At 67.5% G+C, this 24591-nt stretch carries 21 protein-coding genes and 2 tRNA genes; 7 read left to right on the top strand and 16 right to left on the bottom strand.

Annotated elements, in window-relative coordinates; translation table 11 throughout:
- Positions 1 to 52: 52 nt before the first annotated feature.
- From FHW94_RS10660 to FHW94_RS10610, 11 genes are all read right to left on the bottom strand, one after another.
- A complete protein-coding gene (locus tag FHW94_RS10660) occupies positions 53 to 1387 on the bottom strand; it encodes a family 1 glycosylhydrolase (protein WP_168555807.1) in 1335 nt (444 codons plus the stop codon).
- Positions 1388 to 1412: 25 nt separating this feature from the next.
- Positions 1413 to 2273 carry an alpha/beta hydrolase gene (locus FHW94_RS10655; RefSeq protein ID WP_168555806.1) on the bottom strand — a complete coding sequence of 287 codons (861 nt, stop codon included), beginning with the start codon at positions 2271 to 2273 and terminating at the stop codon, positions 1413 to 1415.
- Positions 2274 to 2352: 79 nt separating this feature from the next.
- A complete protein-coding gene (locus tag FHW94_RS10650) occupies positions 2353 to 4566 on the bottom strand; it encodes a TonB-dependent receptor (RefSeq protein WP_168555805.1) in 2214 nt (737 codons plus the stop codon).
- A gap of 90 nt (positions 4567 to 4656) precedes the next feature.
- Positions 4657 to 5490, bottom strand: a complete 834-nt coding sequence (locus tag FHW94_RS10645; protein ID WP_168555804.1) for a fumarylacetoacetate hydrolase family protein — start codon at positions 5488 to 5490, stop codon at positions 4657 to 4659.
- Positions 5491 to 5520: 30 nt separating this feature from the next.
- Positions 5521 to 6441: a VOC family protein gene (locus FHW94_RS10640; RefSeq protein ID WP_168555803.1), complete on the bottom strand. Its 921-nt coding sequence runs from the start codon at positions 6439 to 6441 to the stop codon at positions 5521 to 5523.
- The gene (locus FHW94_RS10635; protein WP_168556089.1) at positions 6438 to 6869 is read right to left on the bottom strand and encodes a heme-binding protein; all 432 of its coding nucleotides are present in this window, start codon (positions 6867 to 6869) and stop codon (positions 6438 to 6440) included. Before FHW94_RS10635 ends, FHW94_RS10640 begins: the two co-directional genes overlap by 4 nt.
- 5 nt (positions 6870 to 6874) lie before the next feature.
- On the bottom strand, positions 6875 to 8401 hold the full coding sequence (locus FHW94_RS10630) for a bifunctional 3-(3-hydroxy-phenyl)propionate/3-hydroxycinnamic acid hydroxylase (RefSeq protein WP_168555802.1): 1527 nt from the start codon (positions 8399 to 8401) through the stop codon (positions 6875 to 6877).
- A complete protein-coding gene (locus FHW94_RS10625; protein ID WP_168555801.1) occupies positions 8402 to 9634 on the bottom strand; it encodes an amidohydrolase family protein in 1233 nt (410 codons plus the stop codon).
- A gap of 104 nt (positions 9635 to 9738) precedes the next feature.
- The gene (locus FHW94_RS10620) at positions 9739 to 10656 is read right to left on the bottom strand and encodes a LysR family transcriptional regulator (protein WP_168555800.1); all 918 of its coding nucleotides are present in this window, start codon (positions 10654 to 10656) and stop codon (positions 9739 to 9741) included.
- Positions 10657 to 10824: 168 nt separating this feature from the next.
- A tRNA-Gly gene (locus FHW94_RS10615) sits at positions 10825 to 10899 on the bottom strand.
- A 47-nt stretch (positions 10900 to 10946) separates the two neighbouring features.
- Positions 10947 to 11021 (bottom strand) — tRNA-Gly (locus tag FHW94_RS10610).
- 295 nt (positions 11022 to 11316) lie between these two features.
- Between FHW94_RS10610 and FHW94_RS10605 the strand changes: the two genes are divergently transcribed.
- Positions 11317 to 12234 (top strand): tetratricopeptide repeat protein, encoded by a 918-nt coding sequence (locus FHW94_RS10605; protein ID WP_349237494.1) that lies wholly within the window; start codon positions 11317 to 11319, stop codon positions 12232 to 12234.
- 5 nt (positions 12235 to 12239) lie between these two features.
- On the top strand, positions 12240 to 12866 hold the full coding sequence (locus tag FHW94_RS10600; protein ID WP_168556088.1) for an LON peptidase substrate-binding domain-containing protein: 627 nt from the start codon (positions 12240 to 12242) through the stop codon (positions 12864 to 12866).
- Between the two features lie 61 nt (positions 12867 to 12927).
- Here the strand turns inward: FHW94_RS10600 and FHW94_RS10595 are convergent, their stop codons facing one another.
- The 5 genes from FHW94_RS10595 to erpA form a co-directional block, all read right to left on the bottom strand.
- Positions 12928 to 13389 carry a transcriptional repressor gene (locus FHW94_RS10595; protein ID WP_168556087.1) on the bottom strand — a complete coding sequence of 154 codons (462 nt, stop codon included), beginning with the start codon at positions 13387 to 13389 and terminating at the stop codon, positions 12928 to 12930.
- Between the two features lie 36 nt (positions 13390 to 13425).
- Positions 13426 to 14106, bottom strand: a complete 681-nt coding sequence (gene msrA / locus FHW94_RS10590; protein ID WP_168555798.1) for a peptide-methionine (S)-S-oxide reductase MsrA — start codon at positions 14104 to 14106, stop codon at positions 13426 to 13428.
- A complete protein-coding gene (locus FHW94_RS10585; protein WP_168555797.1) occupies positions 14106 to 14258 on the bottom strand; it encodes a hypothetical protein in 153 nt (50 codons plus the stop codon). Before FHW94_RS10585 ends, msrA begins: the two co-directional genes overlap by 1 nt.
- A 130-nt stretch (positions 14259 to 14388) precedes the next feature.
- Positions 14389 to 15162 carry an exodeoxyribonuclease III gene (gene xth / locus FHW94_RS10580; protein WP_168556086.1) on the bottom strand — a complete coding sequence of 258 codons (774 nt, stop codon included), beginning with the start codon at positions 15160 to 15162 and terminating at the stop codon, positions 14389 to 14391.
- A gap of 11 nt (positions 15163 to 15173) precedes the next feature.
- Complete coding sequence (gene erpA, locus FHW94_RS10575) at positions 15174 to 15521, bottom strand: iron-sulfur cluster insertion protein ErpA (protein WP_168555796.1); 348 nt, start codon at positions 15519 to 15521, stop codon at positions 15174 to 15176.
- A gap of 95 nt (positions 15522 to 15616) precedes the next feature.
- Here erpA and FHW94_RS10570 point away from each other — a divergent pair, with 95 nt between their 5' ends.
- The 5 genes from FHW94_RS10570 to FHW94_RS10550 all read left to right on the top strand — a co-directional run bounded on the left by FHW94_RS10570 (position 15617) and on the right by FHW94_RS10550 (position 24591).
- Entirely contained in the window at positions 15617 to 16363 is a 747-nt protein-coding gene (locus FHW94_RS10570; RefSeq protein ID WP_168555795.1) for an alpha/beta hydrolase, read from the top strand.
- A 7-nt stretch (positions 16364 to 16370) separates the two neighbouring features.
- On the top strand, positions 16371 to 17270 hold the full coding sequence (locus FHW94_RS10565; protein WP_168555794.1) for a hypothetical protein: 900 nt from the start codon (positions 16371 to 16373) through the stop codon (positions 17268 to 17270).
- The gene (locus tag FHW94_RS10560; RefSeq protein WP_168555793.1) at positions 17267 to 18262 is read left to right on the top strand and encodes an LLM class flavin-dependent oxidoreductase; all 996 of its coding nucleotides are present in this window, start codon (positions 17267 to 17269) and stop codon (positions 18260 to 18262) included. Before FHW94_RS10565 ends, FHW94_RS10560 begins: the two co-directional genes overlap by 4 nt.
- A 192-nt stretch (positions 18263 to 18454) precedes the next feature.
- Positions 18455 to 23209, top strand: a complete 4755-nt coding sequence (locus tag FHW94_RS10555) for an NAD-glutamate dehydrogenase domain-containing protein (RefSeq protein ID WP_168555792.1) — start codon at positions 18455 to 18457, stop codon at positions 23207 to 23209.
- Positions 23210 to 23349: 140 nt separating this feature from the next.
- Positions 23350 to 24591 carry an FAD-dependent oxidoreductase gene (locus tag FHW94_RS10550; RefSeq protein ID WP_168555791.1) on the top strand — a complete coding sequence of 414 codons (1242 nt, stop codon included), beginning with the start codon at positions 23350 to 23352 and terminating at the stop codon, positions 24589 to 24591.

The raw sequence follows: 24591 nt of genomic DNA, 5'->3' as shown, positions 1-24591 counted from the left end.
TGGAAGCCTCAAGCCCCCGTTTCAGCAATATGAAAACTTCACAGGACCGAAATCACACCCGATTCGCCCGCGCAATCGCCCCCAGCACTGCCGCGCTCGGCTTGGGCGTGCGGGCGAAGGTGACGGGATCATAGCTCGCCAGGCCGAACTTGGGCTTGTACCCAAAGATCCATTCGAAATTGTCGATCAGGCTCCAGTGGCAATAGCCCATGACCGGCACGCCGTCGTCGATCGCGGCTTTCAGATGGGTCAGTGCGGCGGGGATGAACGCGGCGCGGATGCTGTCGTCATCGGTGCCCACGCCATGTTCCGAGACCAAGATCGGCACGCCCGTGGCCGCATGGGCATAGCGCACCGCGCCGGCCAGCGAGGGCGCCCATACTTCGCTGCCCGACCAGTTGCGCACCGCGTCCTGCGGCGCCGGCAGGCGGCCCTCGGCGCCCCACAGCGCGCGTTCATAGTTCTGCACGCCGATGAAGTCGTCGCCCTTGGCCACGTCCAGCCAGGTGCCGTACATCTGCTGGCGGCGCATGTCGCGCTGCGAGCCCTTGCCCACCGCCTGGTCGTCCATCATCGCCAGCGAAAAACCCACCGGCAGCTTGGGCGCCGCGGCCTTGATCGCCGCCTTGCCAGCCTTGTGCGCGGCCAGCAGCCCGCGCTGCAGATCGGGCAGGTCGTCCTTGCCGGCCACGTTGGCGCAGAGGAAGCGCGGCACGCCCAGCCGCCTGGCGGCGGTTTCCAGCGTCAGCTTCTGGATGTCCCACAACTGGGGCGGGACATTCGCGTTCTGCAACAGCAGCAGGATGTTGGGCTCGTTGAACGTGATCGCGGCGTGGATACGATCCCCGAAATGGCGCGCGGCCTTATCGGCAAAACGGGCGAACAGGTCGGCGCTTTCGGGGTTGGCCCAGCCGCCCTGCGCGGAAAACCAGCGCGGCGCGGTGAAGTGGCTGAAGGTGACCACCGGCGCCAGCCCGCGCGCGCGGCAACCATCGATGACGCGCGCATATTGATCGAGCATGGCCTGCGAGAACAGGCCCTTTTCCGGCTCGATCCGCGCCCATTCGATGCCGAAGCGATAAGTGTTGAGCCCGATTGCCTTGGCCAGGTCGAGATCCTGCTCCCACAGCAGCAAGCTGTTGGCCGCATCGCCCGAAGGCGCGGCAAAGACCGTGGGCTGCTGGTTTTCGATGAACCACAGGTCGCTGGCGGTGTTGTTGCCCTCGATCTGGTGCGGCGCGGTGGAGGCGCCCCACAGGAAGCCCTGCGGGAACTGGGGTGAAGCGGCAGCGCCCTTGGCGGCCTCGGCACTCACCCGGCCCAGCGCAGGCGCGGAGGTGGCAGCCAGCGCAGCCGCGCTGGCCAGCACAGTACGACGATCAAGCATGGAAGAGCCTTTCAGGAAAACGAATTCAGGCGCAGGTTTCGCGCACGAAAGCCACGATCTCGTCGGCCAGGCGGCGATCGGCCGTGCCCAGGTGCATCGCCATCGAATAGTGGTTGTGTCCCGAGGCGATGTGCCCGCGCGGCATGGTGCCGTGGCGGGCCAGGCGGTCGGCCATCAACCCCAGGAATTCGGCCTGGAAGCGGGGCGGATCGAATTCGGCCGTGGCAACCAGCAGGGGCAGCGTGGTGGCGACCATCGCTTCGCGCGGGGCGCGCGCGGCATAGTCCGCCGCCGCGCCATAATAGAGCATGTCGCGCTCATCGAGCGGGGTGTGGCCATAGAGGCCCGAAAGCAGCACCGCGCCACGTATCGTCAGATCGGGCCGCAGCCGGATCGCGCCGGCCACGTGCACCGCCCCGGCCGAGGTGCCCATCAGCACGATGCGCTGCGGGTCACCGCCATGGTCGGCCGCATGGGCCACCAGCCAGTCGAGCGCGGCCAGCACGTCTTCCGATCCGGCCGGCCAGGTGTGGTCGGGCGCCAGGCGATAGTTGATCACCGCGCCGATCAGCCCGGCCTGCGCCGCCATGCGGCCCACCGCGGCATTGGGCCAGGTTTCGGGCGCATCGCCGCCCTTGTCGCCGCGCAGGAACCCGCCGCCATGGACGAAGACCAGCACCGGCTTGGGGGCGCCGTCTGCCGTGCCATAGAGATCGAGCCGATGCCGTTCGTGTGGGCCATAGGCCAGGTCCACCGCCGCGGCCGGTACCGCGGCCGCCAGCGCCTGCTGCTCGGCATCGAACAGCGCCCGCACCCGGCCCAGCAGATCGGGGGTGAGCGTGGTGCCCATGGCGGCAATGGCGGCGCGGATCGTTTCGAGGGGCATCGGGCTCTCCTTGGGGGCACAGGATAGCAGAAACACGCGGCCGCCCTTCATGCCTTGCACAAAGGGCGGCCGCGCCAGATCAGAACTTGCCGTCGAGCGACAGGCCCACCGACCGGAACGATTGCGGGCCATAGATGGCGCCGATGTTGGCCGCGCCGCCAAACGGGAAGTCCGACTGGTAGAGCGAGGGTTCGTGCACGTCGAACAGATTGCGCGCAAAGACCGCGATGGTGAAGCGATCGTCTGCCGTGCGCAGGCCGATGCGGCCACCCACCGTCCAGTGCGGGGCAAACGTGGTATCGGCCACCGAATTGGCTTCATAGCGCAGGCGCGATTTCCACACCGCATCGGCGGCCAGGAAGCCCTTGAGGTTTTCGCCCAGGTCACGCGCATATTCGCCCGAAACCGTGAACTTGTATTCGGGGGCATAGGCCAGCTGGGTGTCGCCGATGTTGGTGCCATCGGTGCCGACATAGCCGGTGGGATAAGTCGCCTTGGCCCAGATGAACCCGGTGTTGAGCGACAGGTCATGCGTGACCTTGCCGAACAGGTTGATTTCCGCCCCGCGCGACTTGACCCCGCTGATGTTGGTCTGGACGCAGGAGATCACCGTGGTGGTGGCATTCACCGTGCACTGCTGCGCCTGGAAGTTCTGGATCTTCTGGTAGAACAGATTGGCATCGAGCACCCAGCTGCGCAGCAGCGTGGTCTTGAAGCCCAGTTCGTACGACGTCGGGATTTCCGGCAGCACGACATAGGGATTGGCATCCGAAGGCGTGGCGATCTGCCCGCCCTTGAAGCCGCGCGCCACGGTGGCATAGGCCATCGTGCGGGGATCGATGTCATATTGGATGCCGCCCTTCCACGAAACCTTGCCGACATGCAGGCGCGTGGTCGATTCGATCGCGGTGGCGGTGTCGTTCTGCATCTGCAGCGACAGCACGTCGTCGGTATAGCGGCCGCCGGCGATCAAGCGCAGCTTGTCACTGGCATGGATCGTCATCTGGCCAAAGGCGGCCAGTGATTCATCGCTGACGCGATAGGCGTTGACCGGGCTCGACGGAATGGCGTTGCCGAACAGCAGGACGGTGGCACCTTCCTGGTCGCGATGCTGGATCTGGCGCGAATAGAACCCGCCCAGGGTATATTCCACGGTCTGGTTGGCCGGCGAGGAAATGCGCAGTTCCTGGGTGATCAGGTCGGTCGGCCGGTTGACATAGGAATTGTGCACGGTGACCGGCAGGGTATCGACGCGGAACACGTTGGTGGCCGCGCCATAGCCCTGCTCGTGCGTGCCGCGATAGGCGGTGATCGAGGTCAGCGTGAACGGCGCGAACTGGTAATCAAGCTGCAGCGAGGCGCCGCCGGTCTTGATCCGGTCGGTATACTGCTCGCTGGTGCAATAGTTGCGGTTGCCGTTTTCCGCCGTGATGCCGCAGGCCGCCAGCGCGGAACCGAGCGAGAGGGACTTCACGAAAGTGAAGAAGTTGCCGCCGTTGGTGGTGCGGGTATCGGCATAGTCGCCGATCACGTTGACCGTCAGCTTGTCGGTCGGTTCCCACAGCAGGCGGGCGCGGCCGCCCATGGTTTCGTTCTTGTCGTACTTGCCGGTGGACAGGTTGTAGTCCGGGCCCTGGCGCAAGTTGGCATAGCCGGCCACGCGGATTGCGGCGTTATCGGCGATCGGCACGTTGGCCACGCCCTGCACCACCTGGTTGCCCGACTTGGAACCGGCAAAGCCGGCGGCCGACAGTTCGCTGCGCACGCGCACCGAGACCTTGCCGAATTCGGGCTTGTTGGTGGTGATGTTGATCACCCCGGCCGAGGTCGTCAGGCCGAACAGCGTGCCCTGCGGACCTTTCAGCACTTCGATGCGGGCCACGTCGAACAGGTCGGAAATGTTGGCATTGCCCTGGCTGACCTGGTCGACCACCACGCCCACCGAAGCCACCGCACCGGCCGAGAAGGTCTGCGTACCGATGCCGCGAATGGCGCCGCCGCCGCCGGTATTCTGCCCCGGGGCAGACTGGATTTCCAGGCTCGGCGCAATGCGGTTCAAGTCGTTGACGGTGTTGACCTGCTGGCGTTCCAGCTGGCCGGCATCGGCCACGGTGATCGAGATCGGCACTTCGGTGACTTTTTCGACGCGGCGCTGCGCGGTCACCACGATAGCGGCATCGGGGCTGCCGTCGGCGGCCTGCGGAGCGGTTGTGGCGCTCTGCGCGAAGGCCGGCGTCGCCATCACGGCCAGGGAAAGCCCGGTCAGCAGGGCGGTTTTATGGCGCGAATTCATGGTTGGTTCTCTCCCCAAAAGGCATGCATTTATCGGTCCGCGCCCGCCGTTATGCGGGCGCGGTGGCTGGGTTGGACAAAGGGTGGCGGATCAGATCTCGTCGATGACCGGGTTGGTCAGGGTGCCGATCACGCCCACGGAAATCTCGCAAACATCGCCGGCCTTCATGTAGAGCGGCGGCTTGCGCTTATCCCCCACGCCGCCCGGCGTGCCGGTAACGATCACGTCGCCGGGTTCGAGCGGGGTGAAAGTGCTGCAATATTCGATCACGAACGGGATATCCCAGATCATGTCGCTGATCGGCTGGTCCTGGACCAGTTCGCCGTTGAGGCGGGTCTGCACGCGCTGGCTGGCGAGGTCGTCGATCTCGTCGGCCAGGACCAGCGCCGGGCCGAACGCGCCGGTGGCGGGATAGTTCTTGCCCGGCGTGAACTGGATGTTGTGGCGCTGCCAATCGCGCGCCGAACCATCGTTGAACACCGAAAAACCGGCCACGTGGGCCATGGCATCGGCGCGCGCGATGCGGCGGCCGCCCTTGCCGATGACCACGGCCAGTTCGCCTTCGTAGTCGAACCGCTCGGTCTCGCGCGGGCGCACCAGCGGCTCGCCATCGGCGATCAGGGTATCGGCCCAGCGGGTGAAGATTGCCGGGAATTCCTTTTGCTCGCGGCCCGTCTCGGCCACGTGGGTGGCATAGTTGAGGCCCACGCACAGGATCTTGCCGGGATTGGGCACCACCGGCAGCAGGCGCACATCGGCCAGGGCAAAGGTGCCGGTGGCGGGCAGGGCGGCCAGGTCCTGGTCGGCGACGTCCTTGAGGTAGGCCGGCGCGCCCGCGGCGCCCAGATCGTGCACGGTATCGCCATCGAGACGGCCGAAGCTGGGCTGGCCATCGGGGCGGCGGAAGCTGATAAGACGGGTCATGATGTTGGGATCACTCCGGAAAAATTCGGTTCAGGCCTTGGCAGGGACGGCCGGGGCAGGGGTGGCCGGCTGCCCATTCGGCTCCCACGTGCGGCGAAAGCGGAAGCGCTCTTCGGCCTGGCGCAGGCCAGCGAAGTCCTTGTCGGAAATGCCCCACTGGTCGATGCGGTTGGGTGGCCAGGTCCAATCGTCGGGCTCGCCCGCCTTGTAGTCTTCCGGCACCTTTTCCACCGCCGTGGAATATTCGATCACCGGCCCGAACGGCGCGATGTAATAGGCATAGACATTGGCGCCCGGCCCATGGCGGCCCGGCCCCCAGGCGGGGGCAAAGCCATGGTCGCGCATCCGCCCGATGCCGCGCATCACCGCGTCGAGGTCTTCCATCTCGAACGCGATGTGGTTGAGGCTGGAAAAACCGGCGCGGGCAAAGGCGGTGGAATGGTGGCTGTCGTTGCAGCGCACGAAGACCATGCCCTTGGTGCGGTCGGACACGCGAAAGCCGAGCACGTCTTCGGCGGCCAGGCCCGAGGCTTCCGCATCGGCGGAATTGAACACCACGTGGGTGAGCTTCACCGGCAGGTCGCGGCCCACGATCGGTTCCACCTCGGTGGTGTCGACCAGGAAGCGCAGCAGTTCGCCTTCGGGCAGTTCCACGATCACCCCGGTGCCCGCGCCCGGATCTTCCGAGACGGTATCGGTCAGCGGCCAGCCGCGCTGGGCCGCCTTGGCGCGAATGCCAGCCAGTTCCTGCGCGGTGCACACGAACGTCGTGTGGCGAACGAATTCCTCGTCGGCCTTCTCGAACGAGACGAGGTAGGGATACGTGCCCGAGCCGCGCAGGTAATGCGTATCGCCCCGCACCTCGCCCGGCGCCATGCCCCAGATATCGAGCATGAAGCGGGCGGCGCCGGCCGGATCGGGCAGGGCCAGTTCGATGCTGCGCAGTTTCATGGCTGGGTCTCCAGATTGAAGCCGGCGGCCCGCAGGCCCGCCAGGACACATTCCTCGTCGCAATCCCCGGTATCGCCACTGGCGCCAACCGCGCCCAGCACGCCACCATCGGCGCCGCGCACCAGCACGCCGCCGGGCGAAAAGGCGATTTTTCCATCGAGCGCGACGGTCACGCTTTGGAAGAACACCGGATTGCCGGCCGCGCGCTGCGCCAGCACGCGGGTATCGGCCTCCATCGCGACGGCGCCGGCCGCCTTGGCGCGGGCAATGTCGAGCCGGGCAAAGCTGGCGCCATCCTCGCGTGCAAAGGCAATGGGGTGGCCGCCGGTATCCACCACGATCACCGCCAGCGGCCTGGCCGCGCGGGCGCGAGCGCTGGCCAGTGTGGCGGCAACAACGGCCTGGGCCGCAGCAAGATCGAGCTTCATGGCGCTCATACCGTCTCCATCGCCAGGCCCAGCGCACGGGCGCGAGCCTCGATCAGGTCGATCGCGGTGCCGCTCGCCGTGCCGAACACGCAGTGATCGGGGCGCAGCAGCACGGCATCGATTTCGTGCCGGTCCAGCCACGCCGTGACCGCGCCGCCGTCTTCCAACGACGCGGCCACCACGCGCGTGATGGCGGGAGAGGAACCCACCACGCTGTCATCGCGCACCAACAAGCGCCAGCCCTGCCCGGCCAGATCGTCGAGCTTGCGCCCGTCGGCCAGGATCGGCTGAATGAAACGCTCGCCCGCCGCGGGGCTGCCCGCCAGGATGATGCCGGCATCGATCGCGGGGATCAGGTCGTGCGCGGTCTCGCCGGCCTTTTGCGCCGCGGCTTCGCGGATCGCGGCATCGCGCGCGGCGGCCTTGTCCTGGTCCAGCTCGCAGATATAGCGGCCGGCAGCCACGGCAGCGCCGATCACGCCGCGCACATGCGGATCGCGTTCGGGCTGGTAGGTTGCCAGGATCGCCGGATCGGCGCCCTGGTTGACGATCGCGTCCATCTTCCACGCCAGGTTGGCCACGTCGCGCAGGCCATGGCACATGCCCTGGCCAAAGAACGGCGGCGTCTGGTGTGCGGCATCACCGGCCAGGAACACCTGGCCGTCCTGCCAGCGCTCGGCCACCAGGCCGTGGAAGCGATAGGTGGCGGCGCGCACGATCTGGTGCGGCACGTCCTTCATCCACGCGCCGACCAGTTCGCGCACCTTTTCGGGCTGCATCATCGCCTGGTCGTCTTCGCCAGGCAGCAGCATGAATTCCCAGCGGCGATGGTTGCCGCGGCCCGGCACCACTGTGGCCGGACGCGCCGGATCGCACATCATCACCGACAGGCGCTGCAGATCGGCATCGGCGGGAACCCCGGAAATGGCCGGGAACGTGACCGGCCCTTCCACTTGCGCATCCACGACCAGCCAGGGTTCCTCGAAATCGAGATCGTCGAGCGCAATGCCCAGCGCCTTGCGCACCGGGCTGCGCGCGCCATCGGTGGCGATCACCCAGCGGGCGGCGACGGTCTGCTCCGCGCCGTTTTCGGCAAAGTGCACGGTCACGCCGTCGTCCTGCTGCTCCAGCGCGGTAAACGTCGCGCCCAGCCGCAGGAAAATCGCACCATTGTCGGCAAAGGCGGCGCGCAAGTGGGCTTCCAGCTCGGGCTGGTAGAAGAAGTAGTCGTTGGACCAGCCGAACGGCTTGGGCTTGCCGACCGTGCCCATGTAGCGGATCACGCCGTGATCGGCGCCCACGTGCAGGTGCCCGTCGGTCGCCACCATATCGGGCGCCACGCGATCGAGCACGCCGGCGGTCTGGAACAGGCGCATCATCTCGTGATCGAGATGCACCGCACGCGGCAAGGGATAGTGCTCCAGCTCCTTTTCCAGCACCACCACCGACAGCCCAGCGCGGCCCAGCAGATTTGCAGCGAGTGCCCCCACCGGCCCACAGCCGATCACCGCCACATCGAAACGCTCGCTCATTTATGCTGCCTCGGCATCGGCAGGCGCCTTGTACAGCGCGCCGCCCTTCATGATCATCGCCAGCCGCGCGGCATCCTGCAGGATCGCCACGTCCTGGGTGGGATCGCCATCCACCAGCAACAGATCGGCGAGGAAGCCCTCACGCACCTGCCCCACGTCGAGCCCCATCAGCTCGCCACCCAGGCGCGTGGCCGCCACCAGCGCCTCGGCCGGGGTATAACCATAGTATTCCACGAAATGCGCCAGATCGCGGGCATTGCGGCCATTGGGATTGAACGGGAAGCCATAGTCGCCACCGATCAGCACCTTGACACCGGCCGCCTTGAGCGCGGGCACCAGCACCTTTTCACGCTCCAGCCGCTCGGCCGCGCTCGCTTTCATCGCGCTCATGTCCACGTGCGGCGGCGGACTGGCTTCGAGCGCGCCCACCGAGACACCGGGACCAGGCGCATAGAACGTGGCGTCCTTGGCCGCGATCATCCGCGCGATGGTGGCTTCGTCGGCATAAGAGGCGTGATAGATCACGCGCGCCCCGGCATCGAGCGCCAGGCCGATGGCTTCGGGATAATAGGCATGGGCCGCGATCCACAGGCCCGCTTCGCGGCAGGCATCGCCCGCGGCGGCCATTTCCTCGTGCGTGTACAGCACATGCTGCGCGGTACCGGGCTTGAGCGCATCCTCGCCCGAGACCACCAGCTTGATCGACTTGACGCCCTGCTGCGCGCAATAAGCCACGAACGCGCGCATCGCCTCGGGGCCACGGCCGTTGAACACGTTGCCGGTGTCCACGCCTTCGTCGCCTTCGGGGCTGCGCTCGATGGTGGAAGGAACATAGCGCGGGCCGGGGGTTTCGCCCGCGGCAATTGCGGCGGCCAGGTCCGGTTCGATTCCGTCGACCAGCGCGCCGGCCGAATAGAGGCTGGTGAAGCCCTGGTCGAGCAGCACCCGCGCATTACGCCAGGCGGCCACTTTCAATTCTTCGGGCGGCAGGATGAACTGGTGGTAGATCTTTTCGATCGACGAAGCCCAGGTCAGGTGGGTGTGCGCATCGACCATGCCGGGCATCAGCGTGCGACCGGCACCCTCGATGCGGTGATCGTGGCTTTCGCCGTCGAGGCCGTCGGCCTGGGCGGCCACGCGCACGATGCGCTCGCCATCCACCAGCACGCTGCCGGCAAAGGAAGCGCTGCCGCTTCCGTCGAAAATCCTGACATCGCGGATAAGGGTCCGCATCTTTCGCTCTCCCGCGCTACCACGGCCCTTGGATATGGGTCTGCGTTGCCGGTGCCTTTTCGCGCAAGATGCCTATCGAACCAAAATATTATCTCTCTATCATGCTATAGGCTGGGGCTATAGCGTATCGCCAGGACATCGAGCAGGGCCTGCGCCGCCATCGATGGCGGCTCGTCGCTGCGCAGGCGCACGCCGATGCTGCGCTGGAACGCCGCCTCGCGCAGTTCGATGCCGCGCAGCACGCCGATGGACAGTTCCGATGCCGCCACCTGGCGCGGCAGGATGGTGATCCGGTCGCTCATCCGCACGATCGCCTTGGTGGTGAGCAGCGAATCGCAGCGCACGGCATTGGCCGGTACCGGGGTCTGCGCGGCAATGAACAAGGCATCGACCTGGCGGCGGAACGCGCCCTGCGCCTCGGGCAAGACCCAGGGCAGGCCGGCCACGTCGCGCAGCGAAACCGCCGAAGGCAGGCTGTCGTGGCGCCGGCCCACGATCAACGCAAACGGATCGCGGGCAAAGGTGCGCTCAGCAATGTCGGGCGGCGGCACTTCCATTTCGGTGGTGACAAAGGCCAGGTCGATCTGGCGCTGGCGCAGCAGGTCCACCAGCACGCTATCCGGCCGCTCCACCACGCTGAGCGCGCAAGGCCCGATCCGCGCTTCCAACCGGCCCATCACGAAGGGCAGCAGGCTGACCAGCGCGCCGGGCGTGCCACCGATGCGCAAAGGCCCGGCAAGGCCCCGCGCCAGGTTGTCCAGTTCCTCCTGCGCGCCCAGCAGGACATGGTGCATCGCCTCGGCCCGCTCGGCCAGGACCGTGCCCTGCGCGGTGGGCCGCACCCCGGTCTGGTGGCGCTCGAACAATTGCACGCCCAGCCGCGCCTCAAGCTGCGCGATCGCCGCCGAAACCGAAGGCTGCGCGATATTGAGCGCGCGCGCCGCGGCCGAGATCGAGCCTTCGCGGCAGACAGTGCGAAACGTGAGCAAGGCACGCGGATCGATGCTGGGGCGCTTGTCCATAGCGCCAAGCTATGGGCGCCGTCACGCATGTGGGCAAGCGTTTGCGCGGGACCGCCAGCGGAACCCGGATCACGCCCAGGGTGACAATGCCTGTGCCATGCACACGGGGAGTGCTGCCCGACAGCGCAAGGCGCGGTGGCGGATGGACAATCTGCAGGAAAGGCAAACTGGAGCGGGCGAAGGGATTCGAACCCTCGACCCCAACCTTGGCAAGGTTGTGCTCTACCCCTGAGCTACGCCCGCTCGGCGTTTGCGCGGGCCGGGTAACGGCCGTGCAAGGTTCTGAAAACTGGAGCGGGCGAAGGGATTCGAACCCTCGACCCCAACCTTGGCAAGGTTGTGCTCTACCCCTGAGCTACGCCCGCTCTGGCGTTTTCAGTGGGGGGCCACAAGGGCCGTCCCGCTGGGGTGAGGCGGGCCAATAACGGGGGATCGGGGGCGGTGCAACAGCAAAGTTGCATTTTTCCCGCAAAACCGGGCGCTGTGCCTAAGCGCCTGTGGATGCAGCTGTGGATGGCCGGCCCTGGTAGACAAAACCTTGGGCGGATTCGCCCTGCCCGCCTTGCTGCCCCTTGCCGAACCGGGTGGCTTTCCCACATGGTGAGGGCAAGACGGGCCGGCGCGGCCCGTACCCGGACCGATTTGAAGTGGAGACGTGTAGTGGCAAGCCTGGGCCTCAACCTTGACGAACAAAAGGCGGTGGACCGCTTCCGCAAGGCTGTTGTCGAACCCTCGATGACCAAGCTCGTCATCCTCGATTTCTGGGCGGAATGGTGCGGCCCGTGCAAGGCGCTGACGCCGGTGCTGGAAAAGGTGGTGGCCGAATACGCCGACAAGGGCGTGGTGCTGGCCAAAGTCAACGTGGACGAGGAACAGTTCATCGCCGCGCAGTTCCAGGTGCGCTCCATCCCCACGGTCTATGCCATGTTCCAGGGCCAGCCCGTGGCCGACCTGACCCCGGCGCGCAGCGAATCGCAATTGAAGCAGTATCTTGATCAGATCCTGTCGCAGTTGCCGATCCAGCCCGGTGCCCTGGGCGAGGAAGGGCCGCAGGACGTGGCGCCGCTGCTGGCCATGGGCGAGGAAATCCTGGGCGAAGGCGATGGCGAACGTGCTGCGGCGATCTTTGCCCAGATCGTGGAAATCGCCCCCGACAATGCCGCTGCCCATGCCGGCCTGATCCGTGCCCTGCTGCTGGCCGGGCACAAGGATGAGGCCGAACAGGTGCTTGCCGCGCTCGATCCCAAGCTGGCGGCCGACCACGCGCTGGATCAGGCGCGCGCCGCGCTGGCCCTGGCCGAAGACGCGCCCGAGGAAGGCGAGCTGGCGGCGCTGCGCGCGGCCGTGGCCGCCGCGCCCGAAGACATGGACGCCCAGCTGGCGCTGGCCAACGGCCTGTTCGCCGCCGGCGACCGCGATGCCGCCGCCGATACCCTGCTGGCCATGGTGGCCACCGATCGCGCCTGGAACGAAGGCGCGGCCCGCGCCCGCCTGCTGCAGATCTTCGAGGCGATCGGCCTGGAAGATCCGTGGGTGGCGCGCACGCGGCGCAAGCTTTCCACCGTGCTGTTCGGGTGATGGCGATGGGCGGCGCGATCGGCACGGTCAGGCTTTCGATCTTTCCACTTTCGGGCGCGCTGCTCTTTCCCGGCCTGCAACTGCCGCTGCACATTTTCGAGCCACGCTATCGCGCCATGGTGTCCGACGCGCTGGCGCGTGACCGGCGCATTGCCATGATCCAGCCCCAGGCCCCCGAAGAGGGCGCCGCCCTGTTCCAGGTGGGCTGCGTGGGCAAGATCGAGGACGTCGAGGCGCTGGAAGACGGGCGCTACAACATCGTGCTTTCGGGCATCGCCCGCTTTCGCGTGCTGCGCGAACTGGAAGCCAAGACGCCGTTCCGCCAGGTGGAAGCCGAACTGCTGCCTGACGATCTGGACGAAGCCCTGAGCGCGGTGGAACGCGCCGGGTTCGAACGCGAGGCGCGCACCTTTGCGGAGGCCCAGGGCTATGCCGTGGACTGGGATTCGGTGGCGCGGCTGGACGACCAATCGCTGATCAACGGCGTATCGCAGATCGCCCCGTTCGACGTGGCCGCCAAGCAGGCCCTGCTCGAAGCGCCAAACCTTGCCACGCGCTGCGAATTGCTGATCCAGCTGATGCAGTTCTTTGGCCGGCGCGATACCGATGACGGGGCAGTGACGCTGCAATAGAGCGCTGGACGACGAAGCCTCGGGCGAGCCTGTCTAAACCCCAGCACAACCCCGCGCAGGTTCAGCCTGCGCAGGCCTGGCAGCGGCCGCGGATTTCCACCACCGGGCGCACGTCGGCAAAGCCGGCATGGCGCGCAGCCTCGCGCAAGTGGCCCGTCAGGCTGTCGTTGTCGATGTGGGTCACCTGGCCGCACACGTCGCAGATCAGGAAGATGCAGTCGTGCCGGCAGCCGGGATGGGTGTTGGCGACATAGGCATTGGCGCTTTCCACCCGGCGCGCCAGGTTGGTGCGCACGAACAAGTCGAGAATGCGATAGACGCTGTTGGCGGCCACGCGCTTGCCCCGGCGCTGCCCCACGCTTTCGGCGATGTCATAGGCAGACGCCGGGCGTTCCTGCGCGGCCAGCGCGCTGAACACATCGGCACGCATGTCGGTCCACTGTTCGCCCGAAACGGTCAGCGCTTCGCGCGCGGCGGATACCAGCCCTTCGCCGGCATAATCGTGATGATGGTGGCCACCCATGGACACCAGATAAGCATTGCCGGCGGCTGTTGCAAATCAGTGCTGCGTGAAATCGGGCTTCCACCACTGGGGGAACGTGCGATGCAGCGCATCGACACGGGCCACGTCCCAGCGCAGGATATAGGGATGGCGCGGGTTGCGCAACGCAAAGTCCTGGTGTTCCTCGGGGCCGGGATAGAAACCGCGCCACGGCTCGATCCGCGTCACGATCGGCCGTTTCCACAGCTTGAGCGCCTTGAGCTGGGCGACATAGGCGCGCGCGACGCGGGCCTGTTCGGGCCCGATCGGCACGAGCGCGTTGCGGTATTGCGGGCCCACGTCGGGTTCCTGGCGATCCAGTTGGGTGGGATCGCTGGCCACGCCGAAGAAGACCTGGAGCAGCTGGTCGTAGCGGATGCGCGCCGGATCGTAAGTCACGCGGATCGATTCGGCGTGGCCGGTGGTGCCGGTGCTGACGGTCTCGTAATCGGCATCGGCAGCGCGGCCGCCTTCAAAGCCGGAAACCACGCTGGTCACGCCGGTAAGATGGCTGAACACAGCCTCCATACCCCAATAGCAGCCGCCGGCGAACACCGCGGTCTTGGTACCGGGCGCTTCATGCGCGGGGATGATCGCGGCGGGCGCCTTGACCGGCGCATCGGCATGCGCGGGCTGAAGGCAGGCTGCCAGGGCGGTGGTCAATGCCGCCCCCAACAGGCGCAGGGAGCGGCGCGCCATCACTGGTCAGACCCCACGGTGGGCGCAGCCGAGGCGGCAGCCACGGGCGCAAAGACATGGGCCTCGTTGAACACCGTCACGCCCATGGCCACGGCGCCGATCGCGAAGCCGACCAGGAGCGAGCGGAAAAAATCCTTACGAAACAAGCCCATTTAGATAATCCGGTTATAATCAGTTGCAAAACGCTACTTAGCACGAAAGCGTAGCGCGCCCTAGTCCCAGACCCTCTCTCACACCCGCTTCCATCGGCGAGCTGTGCATATTGTTCGACGAACGACAAATTCAGGCGCGCAGCGTCACCCAGACCGGCGCATGGTCGCTGGCCTTTTCCCGCCCACGATGGGCCTTGTCCACGCCCGCGCCGGCCAGTCGGTCCGCCAGTTCGGGGGACAGCAGCGCGTGATCGATGCGAAAGCCGTGGTCACGCTGCCAGGCGCCGGCCTGGTAATCCCAGAATGTCCACAGCCCGCCCTGCGGATGGTGCAGGCCGATGGCGTCGGTCCAGCCGGCGGCGAGCAGGCGGTTATAGGCATCGCGCGATTCGGGCTGCATCAGCGCATCGCTGGCCATCGCGCGCGTGTCCCAGATATCGTTGTCGCGCGGGATCACGTTGTAATCGCCCAGGATCGCCGCGGGCACTTCCTCGGCCCAGATCTGGTCCATGCGGGCGTGCAGCCGGTCCATCCAGCGCAGCTTGTAATCGAACTTGGGCCCAGGCTGCGGATTGCCGTTGGGCAGGTAGATGCACACCACGCGCAGGCCGAAGACATCGGCTTCGAGATAGCGGGAATGCTCGTCCTCGGGCTCTCCGGCCAGGCCGCGTTGCACTTCGACCGGCTTTTCACCATCGGCGAGGATGGCCACGCCGTTGAACCCCTTCTGCCCGTGCCAGATGGCGTGATAGCCGATCTTCTCGAACTCTTGGGCGGGGAAGCCTTCGTCCTGCGTCTTGATTTCCTGCAGGCAAGCCACGCTGGGCCGGGTTTCGGCCAGCCATTCCAGCAGGCGCGGCAGGCGGGCCTTGATGCCGTTGATATTGAAGCTGGCCAGCTTCAGCGGTGCACCGCTCACACCGAGAAACTCGCGCCGCAGCCACAGCCCGATGCCGCGTTGGGATTGGTCACGCGGAACGCGGCGCCGCCCAGCGATTCGACGTAATCGACCGTCGCGCCACCGACCAGGTCGAGGCTGACGGTATCGACCACCAGTTGCACGCCGTCGGTTTCGACCACCACGTCGTCTTCCTCCACGCCCTCGGCCAGGCCGAAGCGATACTGGAAGCCGGAACAGCCGCCCCCCTCCACCGCCAGCCGCAGGATCGCAGGCCTTGCCTGCTTGGCCGCGATCGTGGCCACTCGCGCGGCGGCCGAGGGGGCCAGGGTGATGGGTGACGGGATGATCGGGGGCTGGCTCATGTCATGGCAGATAGGCGCGCCGCCCCTGCCGCTCAAGGGCCAGCGAAAAGATCAGGCGTGGACACTGCCCGCCCGAAGCCGGTAGCACGGCGGCCATGACCACGCCGATGCCCCCCAGCTTTCACCCCGGCCCGCACGGATTGCGCCTGGCCACCCGCTTCGTGCCCGGGACCGGGCCAGCTCTGGTGTTCCTGCCAGGCTTTATGTCGGACATGGCCGGCGGCAAGGCGCAGGCGGTGCTCGATTGGGCCGTGGCGCAGGGGCGCCCGTGCCTGCTGCTCGATTATTCCGGCTGCGGCCTTTCGGAAGGGGACTTTGCCCAAGGCACGCTGGGCCGCTGGCGCGACGAGGTGGTGGCGCTGGTCGCCGCGCATGGCCTGGATCGCGTGGTGCTGATCGGGTCGAGCATGGGCGGCTGGCTGATGCTGCTGGTGGCCCGCGCACTGGGCGACAAGGCGCAGGCGCTGGTGGGCCTGGCCGCTGCGCCCGATTTCACCAGCTGGGGCTACTCGGCCGCGCAGCAGGCGGCGCTGGCAGCGGGCGAAACGATATTCGAAGACAATCCCTATGGCCCCGAACCGACGCCCACCCACGCGGCGTTCTGGGCCGATGGGCAGGCACAATTGCAATTGAACGATACCGTTCCATTCGATGGCCCCGTGCGGCTGATCCACGGGCAGGCCGATCCCGATGTGCCGTGGGACATCTCGATCAGGCTGGCCGCCGCGCTGCGTTCAGCCGATGTGCAGGTGCACCTGATCAAGGACGGCGACCATCGCCTGTCGCGCCCGCAGGACATTGCCGTGCTGCTGGCCACGCTGAACAGCCTTTTGACCGAATAGAGCCCCCATGCTGCTGGCCGCTGCCCTTCTCGCTTCGTCGCTTTCTCCCGTCTGGCACCAGATCGGGCCCAATCCCCGGCCGATGGAATTCGGCGCGCTGCCCACCCCCGGCCGGCGCAAGGCGGCACAGGCAGACGATGGCCCGCCGCCCGAAAAGCACGATCGGCTGGCCGATTGCCTGACCGTGGGGCGCAGCAACCCCGACCTGGCGATCAGCCTGGCGCGGCATTGGCTCGATGAAGTGAAGCTGGCGTCAGAGCGGGTGCGCGCCAACCAGTGCCTGGGCATGATGCTGAGCCAGCAAGGCGATTTCGAAGGCGCGCAGGCGGCCTTTGGCGAAGCGGTGGGCCTCATCCCCGAAGCGCAGGCGGTGGGCGCGGTGCCGCTGATGGCCATGGCCGGCAATGCCGCGCTGGCCGCCGGCAAGCCGCAGGACGCATTGACCTGGCTGAATCGCGCGCTGGTGGTGCGCGGCTTTGCCGACAACCTGGCGCTTTCGGCGATCCAGAACGACCGCGCCCGCGCGCTGGTGGCGCTGAACCGCAATGCCGATGCCGCCACCGCCCTTGCCAGATCGCACGAACTGGCGCCCCAGAACGCCGAAGGCTGGTTGCTGTCCGCCACGCTGCACCGCCGGGACAAGGACCTGGTGGCCGCCCAACACGATATCGAGGAAGCCGCCCGCCTGGCCCCACGCGATCCTGCCGTGGGCGTGGAAGCCGGGGTGATCGCCATGCTGGGCAATCGCGAGGATGCGGCACGGCAATCTTGGCAATCGGTGGTGGCCATGGCCCCGGCGAGCGACGAAGCGCGCGTGGCGCGCGGATACCTTGAACAGATCGGCGCGGCCCCCACATCCATTCCTGCTCCCCCCGATCCGGGCCAGGATAAGGAAATCACGCGATGAAACTGTCCGTTCTCGATCTGGTGCCGGTGATCGAGGGCGGCACCCTGCCCCAGGCCATGGCCGATGCCGCACTGCTGGCCAAGGCTGCCGAAGAGGCCGGCTACAACCGCTATTGGGTCGCAGAGCACCATGGCATGCCCGGCATCGCCGGCGCGGCGGTTTCGGTCGTGCTTGCCCATGTGGGGCACCACACCCAGACCATTCGCCTGGGCGCGGGCGGGATCATGCTGCCCAACCACAACCCGCTGGTGATTGCCGAACAGTTCGGCGCGCTCGACGCGCTCTATCCCGGCCGGATCGACCTGGGCCTGGGCCGTGCGCCGGGCGCGGACCAGCGCATCGTGCGCGCCCTGCGCAAGGATGTGAACCGCGCGGCCGAGGATTTCCCGGCCGACGTGGTGGAATTGCAGGCGCAATTTGCCGGCGACCCGCGCCTGCCGCTGGCCGCCACGCCCGGCCACGGCGCCAACGTGGACTTGTGGATCCTGGGCTCCAGCCTGTTCGGCGCGCAACTGGCCGCGATGCTGGGCCTGCCCTATGCCTTTGCCAGCCATTTCGCGCCCGATCACCTCGATGGCGCGCTGAAGCTCTATCGCGAGCGGTTCCAGCCTTCGGCCACGCTCGACCAGCCCTATGTGATGGCGGCGATCAATGTGCTGTGCGCCCCCAGCGACGAGGAAGCGCAGTTCCTGGCGAGCAGCCAGGACCAATCGTTCGTGCGCCTGCGCAGCGGCGATCCGGGTCGCCTGCCGCCGCCGATCGAAGGCTATCGCGAAACGCTGGCCGCGCCGCAGCGGGCCACGCTCGATCATTTCCGCCAGGTCAGCGCGATCGGCAGCCCGGCCACCGTGCGCGCGGGGCTCGAAGCGTTCCAGCATCGCACCGGCGCGGACGAACTGATCGTGGCGGGCGCGACTTTCGATCCGGCCTTGCGCCGGCGCTCGCTCGCGCTCACCATGGATTCGTTGGTGCCCTTAGGCGCAAACACGTAAGCGGCTGATGAGGCCGATGGTGATGGTTTCGTGCCATCACCACGTGTCCACCCCCGCGCGGCGGTTTGCAATTCAGGTTTCATTCGTTACCACCATACCCAACGCTGAAGACATCGGCGACAACGGCACCAACGATAACGACACGGCGGGCATGATAACCCGACCCGCCCGGGAATGCAGGAAGCGAACGCCATGGCGACCACGATTGATCCCAACGCCCCAGTTGCGCCTGATGCGGCCGGAGCCCCAGGCGGGGGCGCCGATGCCGAGCATCTGCCCAATGCCGAGAATCTGGTTGCCGCGCTTGCCGCGCGCCTGGCCGGCGCCCTGCTGCCCGGCGACGAGGTGGATTTCACCGCCGAGCGGCTGACCGAAGCGGCGCGCTTCACTTTGGCGACCGCGGCGTTGCGCAAGGGGCCCGATGCCGCCGTGGCCATCGAATCGATGGGCGGCCAGCGCGCGCTGCGCATTGCCGTGATCAACGACGACATGCCGTTCCTGGTGGATTCGATCGCCTCCACCATCACTGCGCAAGGGCTGACCATCGAAAAGCTGCTGCACCCGGTGCTGGCGGTGCGGCGCGATCCGCTGGGCGCGCTGGTCGATCTGCCGGCCGGCGAGGCGATCGGCGAACTGCGCGAATCGATGATCTACCTGGAAACCGAACGCGCCGATGCCAAGGCGCGCCGGGAACTGGCCGCTGCGCTGGCCGCCACGCTGGCCGATGTGCACGCCGCCGTGGCCGATTGGCCGCAGATGCAGGGCCTGATGCAGCATGATGCCCGTGCCCTGCCCGACCTGGAAGGCGCCGCGCTGCTGCGCTGGCTGGCCGATGGCATGCTGACGCAACTGGGCCACGTGACCCGCCACCGCGATGGCACGGTGACCGAGGCGCTGGGCATCTGCCGCGCCACCGACGTGCCGCTGCTGTCGGATGCCTCGTTCGAGCGCGCCTTTGCCTGGTTCGACAAGGCCGGCACGCGCGGCGAGGAAGCGGTGCGCATTCCGCTGATCGTCAAGGCCAACCGCATTGCCAACGTGCACCGCCGCGTGCCGCTGGACCTGTTCCTGGTGCCGGTGGTGGAAGGCGGACGGATCACCGCGCTCTCGGTCCATGCCGGGGTGTGGACGAGTTCGGCCCTGGCGGCGACGCCCGATCGCGTGCCACGCATGCGCAGCCAGCTCGATACCCTGATGAACAAGCTGGGCTTCGACCCGGCAGGCCACGCCGGCAAGGCGCTGGTCCATGCCTTGACCGCGCTGCCGCACGACTTGCTGATCGGCTTTTCCGATGCCGACCTGGAACGCATCGCCACAACGATGATGGGCCTGGTCGACCGGCCGCGCCCCCGCCTGGCACTGGTGCGCGCTGCGTTGGAGCGGCACCTCTATGCCTTTGTCTGGCAGCCGCGCGACAGCCAATCGACCGAAGTGCGCGAACAGGTTGCGCGCATGCTGGAACAGGCCACCGGCGGCCAGGTCATCGACTGGGCCTTGCAGGTGGAAGGCAGCACCCTGGCGCTGACCCGCTTTGCCATCGACATGCGCGGCGAGGAAGACACCCTGGCCGATGGCGGCGAAGGCGTGGACGAAGCGGCGCTGGACGAAGCGTTCCAGACCCTGGTGCGCGGCTGGGATGCGGCGGTGGAAGCCGAGCTGGCCAAGACCGAGGAACAGAGCCGCGCCGCGGCCATCGCCACCCGGTATGCCCCCGCCTTTCCGGTGGGCTATCGCGCCAACTATGGCGCGGCCGAAGCGGCCGGCGACATTCGCGTGCTGCGCGCGCTGACCGCCGATGATGCCCCACGCCGCGCGGTGCGGCTGCACCGGCTGAGCGGCGAATCGGCGCTGCGCCTCAAGCTGTACCAGCGCGAAGGCGCGATCGTGCTGTCCGACGCGGTGCCGGTGCTGGAAAACTTCGGCTTCCGCGCGCTGGAAGAAGTGCCCACCGCACTCGACCATGGCAAGCTGGGCTTCATCCACGATTTTCTGGTGGCGCATCCGGCCGATACCACGCCCGAGGCGCTGCTGGCGCGATCGACGGCGATCGAGAGCTCGCTGGCCGCCGTGCTCAACGGCGCGGCCGAGGATGATGCGTTCAATCGCCTGATCGTGGCCGTGGGGCTGACCGCGACCGAGGCCAACTGGCTGCGCGCCTGGTATCGCTATTTGCGCCAGGCGGGCATGACGTTTGGCATCGGCACCGTGGTCGATGCGCTGAAGAACGCGGCGGACGTGACGCGCGGCCTGATCGGCCTGTTCCGTGCGCGCCACGATCCCGCCTTCGTGGGAGAGCGCGGCCGTGCCGCCGAAGCGGCCGCCGAACAGATCCGCGCCGGCCTGGCGCAAGTGGCAGCGATCAACGACGACCGCCTGCTGCGCGGTTTCCGCGCCCTGGTCGAAGCGATCCTGCGCACCAATGCCTTTGCCCCGGCTGCGGCCGAGGCCCTGGCTTTCAAGATCGATTCTTCGCTGGTGCCCGGCCTGCCCAAGCCGGTGCCGTGGCGCGAGATCTTCGTCTATTCGCCGCGTGTGGAAGGCATCCACTTGCGCGCCGGGCCGGTGGCGCGCGGCGGCTTGCGCTGGTCTGACCGACGCGACGATTTCCGCACCGAGATCCTGGGCCTGATGAAGGCGCAGCGCGTGAAGAACGCGGTGATCGTGCCGACCGGGGCCAAGGGCGGGTTCTATCCCAAGCAATTGCCCGACCCGGTGCGGGAGCGCGAGGCCTGGCTGGCGGAAGGCAAGGGCAGCTACCAGGCGTTCATCCGCACGCTGCTGTCGATCACCGACAACATCGTCGATGGCGCGGTGGTGCATCCGCAGGACGTGGTGATCCGCGACGGCGAGGACCCCTATTTCGTGGTCGCCGCCGACAAGGGCACGGCCACCTTCTCCGACGTGGCCAATGCCATTGCGGCGGAGCGCGATTTCTGGCTGGACGACGCTTTCGCCAGCGGCGGTTCAAAGGGCTATGACCACAAGGCCATGGGCATCACCGCCAAGGGCGCATGGCTTTCGGTACAACGCCACTTCCTGGAACTGGGCGTGGACGTGCAGGCCGATCCGGTGCGCGTGGTGGGCGTGGGCGACATGTCGGGCGACGTGTTCGGCAATGGCATGCTGCTGTCCAAGGCGCTCAAGATCGTGGCGGCGTTCGACCATCGCCACCTGTTCCTTGATCCCGAGCCCGATCCGGCGAAAAGCTGGGAAGAGCGCGCGCGCCTGTTCGCGCTGCCGCGATCGAGCTGGGACGATTACGACAAGAGCCTGATTTCCGAAGGGGGCGGGGTTTTCCCACGCAGCCTGAAAGCCATTCCCTTGAGCCCGCAAGTGCAGGCGGTGCTGGGCGTGGCCATGGACGAACTCGATCCCGACACGCTCATCGCCCTCATCCTGCAGGCACCGGTGGACCTGTTGTGGTTCGGCGGCATCGGCACGTATGTGAAGGCGTCGAGCGAGGCCAACGTCAACGTGGGCGATCCGGCCAACGACGCGTTCCGCGTTTCGGCCAACGAAGTGCGTGCCCGGGTGATCGGCGAAGGCGCCAACCTGGGCATGACCCAGGCCGCCCGCATCGAATATGCCCTGCACGGCGGGCGGGTGAACACCGACTTCATCGACAATTCGGCCGGCGTCGATTGTTCGGACAACGAAGTGAACATCAAGATCGCGCTGGCCAATGCCAAGCGCGCCGGGCGGTTGGACGAAGATGGCCGCGTGGCCTTGCTGTCCAGCATGACCGACGCGGTGGCGCACCTGGTGCTGGAAGACAACCGGCTGCAGGCGCTGGGCCTGTCGATCGCCGAACGCGGCGGGGTGCAGGCCGTGCCGGCGCTGACCCGGCTGATCGACGTGCTGGAGGAAAGCGGCGACCTCGATCGCAAGACCGAAGGGCTGGCCCCGTCCGACGACTATGCCCGCCGCGCTGCCGCCGGCGCCGGGCTGACCCGGCCCGAACTGGCTGTGCTGGTATCCTCCACCAAGCTGGTGCTGCAACGCGCGCTGGAAGACAGCCCGGTGGTGGACGATCCGGTGCTGGAAGAGGAACTGCTGGCCGCGTTCCCCGAAGCGATGCGCGAGACGTTCGAGACCGACATCGTGCACCATCGCCTGCGCCGCGAGATCATCGCGACCAAGCTGGCCAACCGCATCGTCAACCGCCTGGGCCCGGTTCATCCCTTCGAACTGGCCGAGGAAGAGGGCATGAGCCTGGCGCAAGTGGCAGCGGCCTTTGTCGCGGCCGAACGCCTGCTGGGCCTGGCGGAAACCTGGGCGCTGCTCGACACCGCGCCGATGGCCGAGGCCTTGCGGCTTTCGCTGTTCGAACGCACCGCGCGCGGCCTGCGCGGCCATATCGCCGACGTGCTGCGTTCGTGCCATGGCACGCTCAAGCCCGATGCCCTGATCGAAGATCTGTGCGGCGGGGTGGGCCGGCTTTCCCACACCACGGCCGAATTGCTGCGCGGCGAAGCCCAGGCCCAGGCCCGGCGCCTGGCGCAGGAACTGGCCGACGCTGGCACCCCGGCCGATGTGGTGGAACGGGTGGTGCACCTGTTCGACCTGGATGGCGCGATCGGCCTGGCGCACCTGGCCGACGAGCTGGACGTGGATGCGGTGGTGCTGACCGGCGCCTTTGCCGACCTCGGCGCCCAGCTGGGCATCGACTGGGCGCAGCAGACCGCAGCGCGGATGAATCCGTCGGACCCGTGGGAGCGGCTGCTGGTGGCGGGCCTTGCCCGCGATTTCCAGCAGATGCGCATGGAATTCCTGCGGCGCATGGGCGGCAGCAATCCCGACGCCACAGCCTATGCCTGGCTCAACGCCAAGGCCGATCCGGTGCGCCAGTTGCGCAGCCTGATCGCCCGCGCCCAGGCCACCGCGGCCGTGACCCCGGCCATGCTGGCGCAGATCGCCAGCCAGGCGCGTAGCCTGCTGCTGCGCTGAGCGGCCCTTGTGCCGGCATTGGCAACGCACCCGATGGGCGCATTGCAAATGCCGGCTTGAGCAAAAATTATGGCGCGTGCGCGCTTGACGCGCCGCGCCGTTTGCCCACAAGCCTCCTCCCCGCGTGAGAGGAGGACTTCATGGGTGCATTCGAAGCGGGCTTTGCGGATGTGGTGATCGTTGGCGCAGGCCACGGTGGCGCACAGGCCGCCATTGCCTTGCGGCAGAACGGCTTTGCCGGATCGATCCTGGTGATCGGTCGCGAGCCGGAATTGCCCTATGAACGCCCGCCGCTGTCCAAGGAATACCTCGCCCGCGACAAGACATTCGACCGCATCACCATTCGCCCCGCGGCCTTCTGGGCCGACAAGCAGGTGGAAATGGCCTTGGGCCACGAAGTGGTGGCAGTCGATCCCGATGCGCGCAGCCTGCGCACGGCCGATGGTGCCACGGTCAGCTATGGCGACCTGATCTGGGCGACCGGCGGCGACGCGCGGCGCCTGTCTTGCGCCGGGCACGACCTGATCGGCGTGCACGGCGTGCGCACGCGCGCCGACGCCGACCGCCTGATGGCCGAGCTGGACGCCGGTGCCAAGCGCGCCGTGGTGATCGGCGGCGGCTATATCGGATTGGAAGCGGCCGCCGTACTGACCAAGCTGGGCTGCCATGTCACGCTGCTCGAAGCGCTGCCGCGCGTGCTGGCGCGCGTGGCCGGCGAAGCGCTGTCCACCTTCTATCAGGACGAGCACCGCGCCCATGGCGTGGACCTGCGCACGCAAGTGGCGGTCGATTGCCTGGAAGGCGATGGCACCAAGGTAACCGGCGTGCGCCTGGCCGATGGCAGCGTGTTGCCGGCCGACCTGGTGATCGTGGGCATCGGCATCATCCCCCAGGTAGGGCCGCTGCTGGCCGCGGGCGCGGGCGGCGGCAACGGGGTGGACGTGGACGAATTCTGCCGCACGTCCTTGCCGCATGTCTATGCGATCGGCGATTGCGCCGCCCATGCCAACGATTTTGCCGATGGCGCGGTGATCCGCCTGGAATCGGTGCAGAACGCCAACGACCAGGCGACCGCCGCGGCCAAGGCGATCTGCGGCGCGCCCGTGCCTTACAAGGCGACGCCCTGGTTCTGGTCCAACCAGTATGACCTGCGCCTGCAGACCGTGGGCCTTTCGACCGGGCACGACCTGGCCGTGCTGCGCGGCGATCCGGGCACGCGCAGCTTTTCGGTGGTCTATCTGAAGCAGGGCAAGGTGATCGCGCTCGATTGCGTGAACATGGTCAAGGACTATGTCCAGGGCAAGAAACTGGTGGAAGCGCGTGCCCCGATCGCGCCCGAACGGCTGGCCGATGCCAGTGTGCCGCTCAAGGAACTGCTCTGA

Origin of the sequence: Novosphingobium sp. SG720, from assembly GCF_012275365.1 — a bacterium.
GTDB lineage: Bacteria > Pseudomonadota > Alphaproteobacteria > Sphingomonadales > Sphingomonadaceae > Novosphingobium > Novosphingobium rhizosphaerae.
This window is presented reverse-complemented; position numbering and strand designations above follow the sequence as displayed.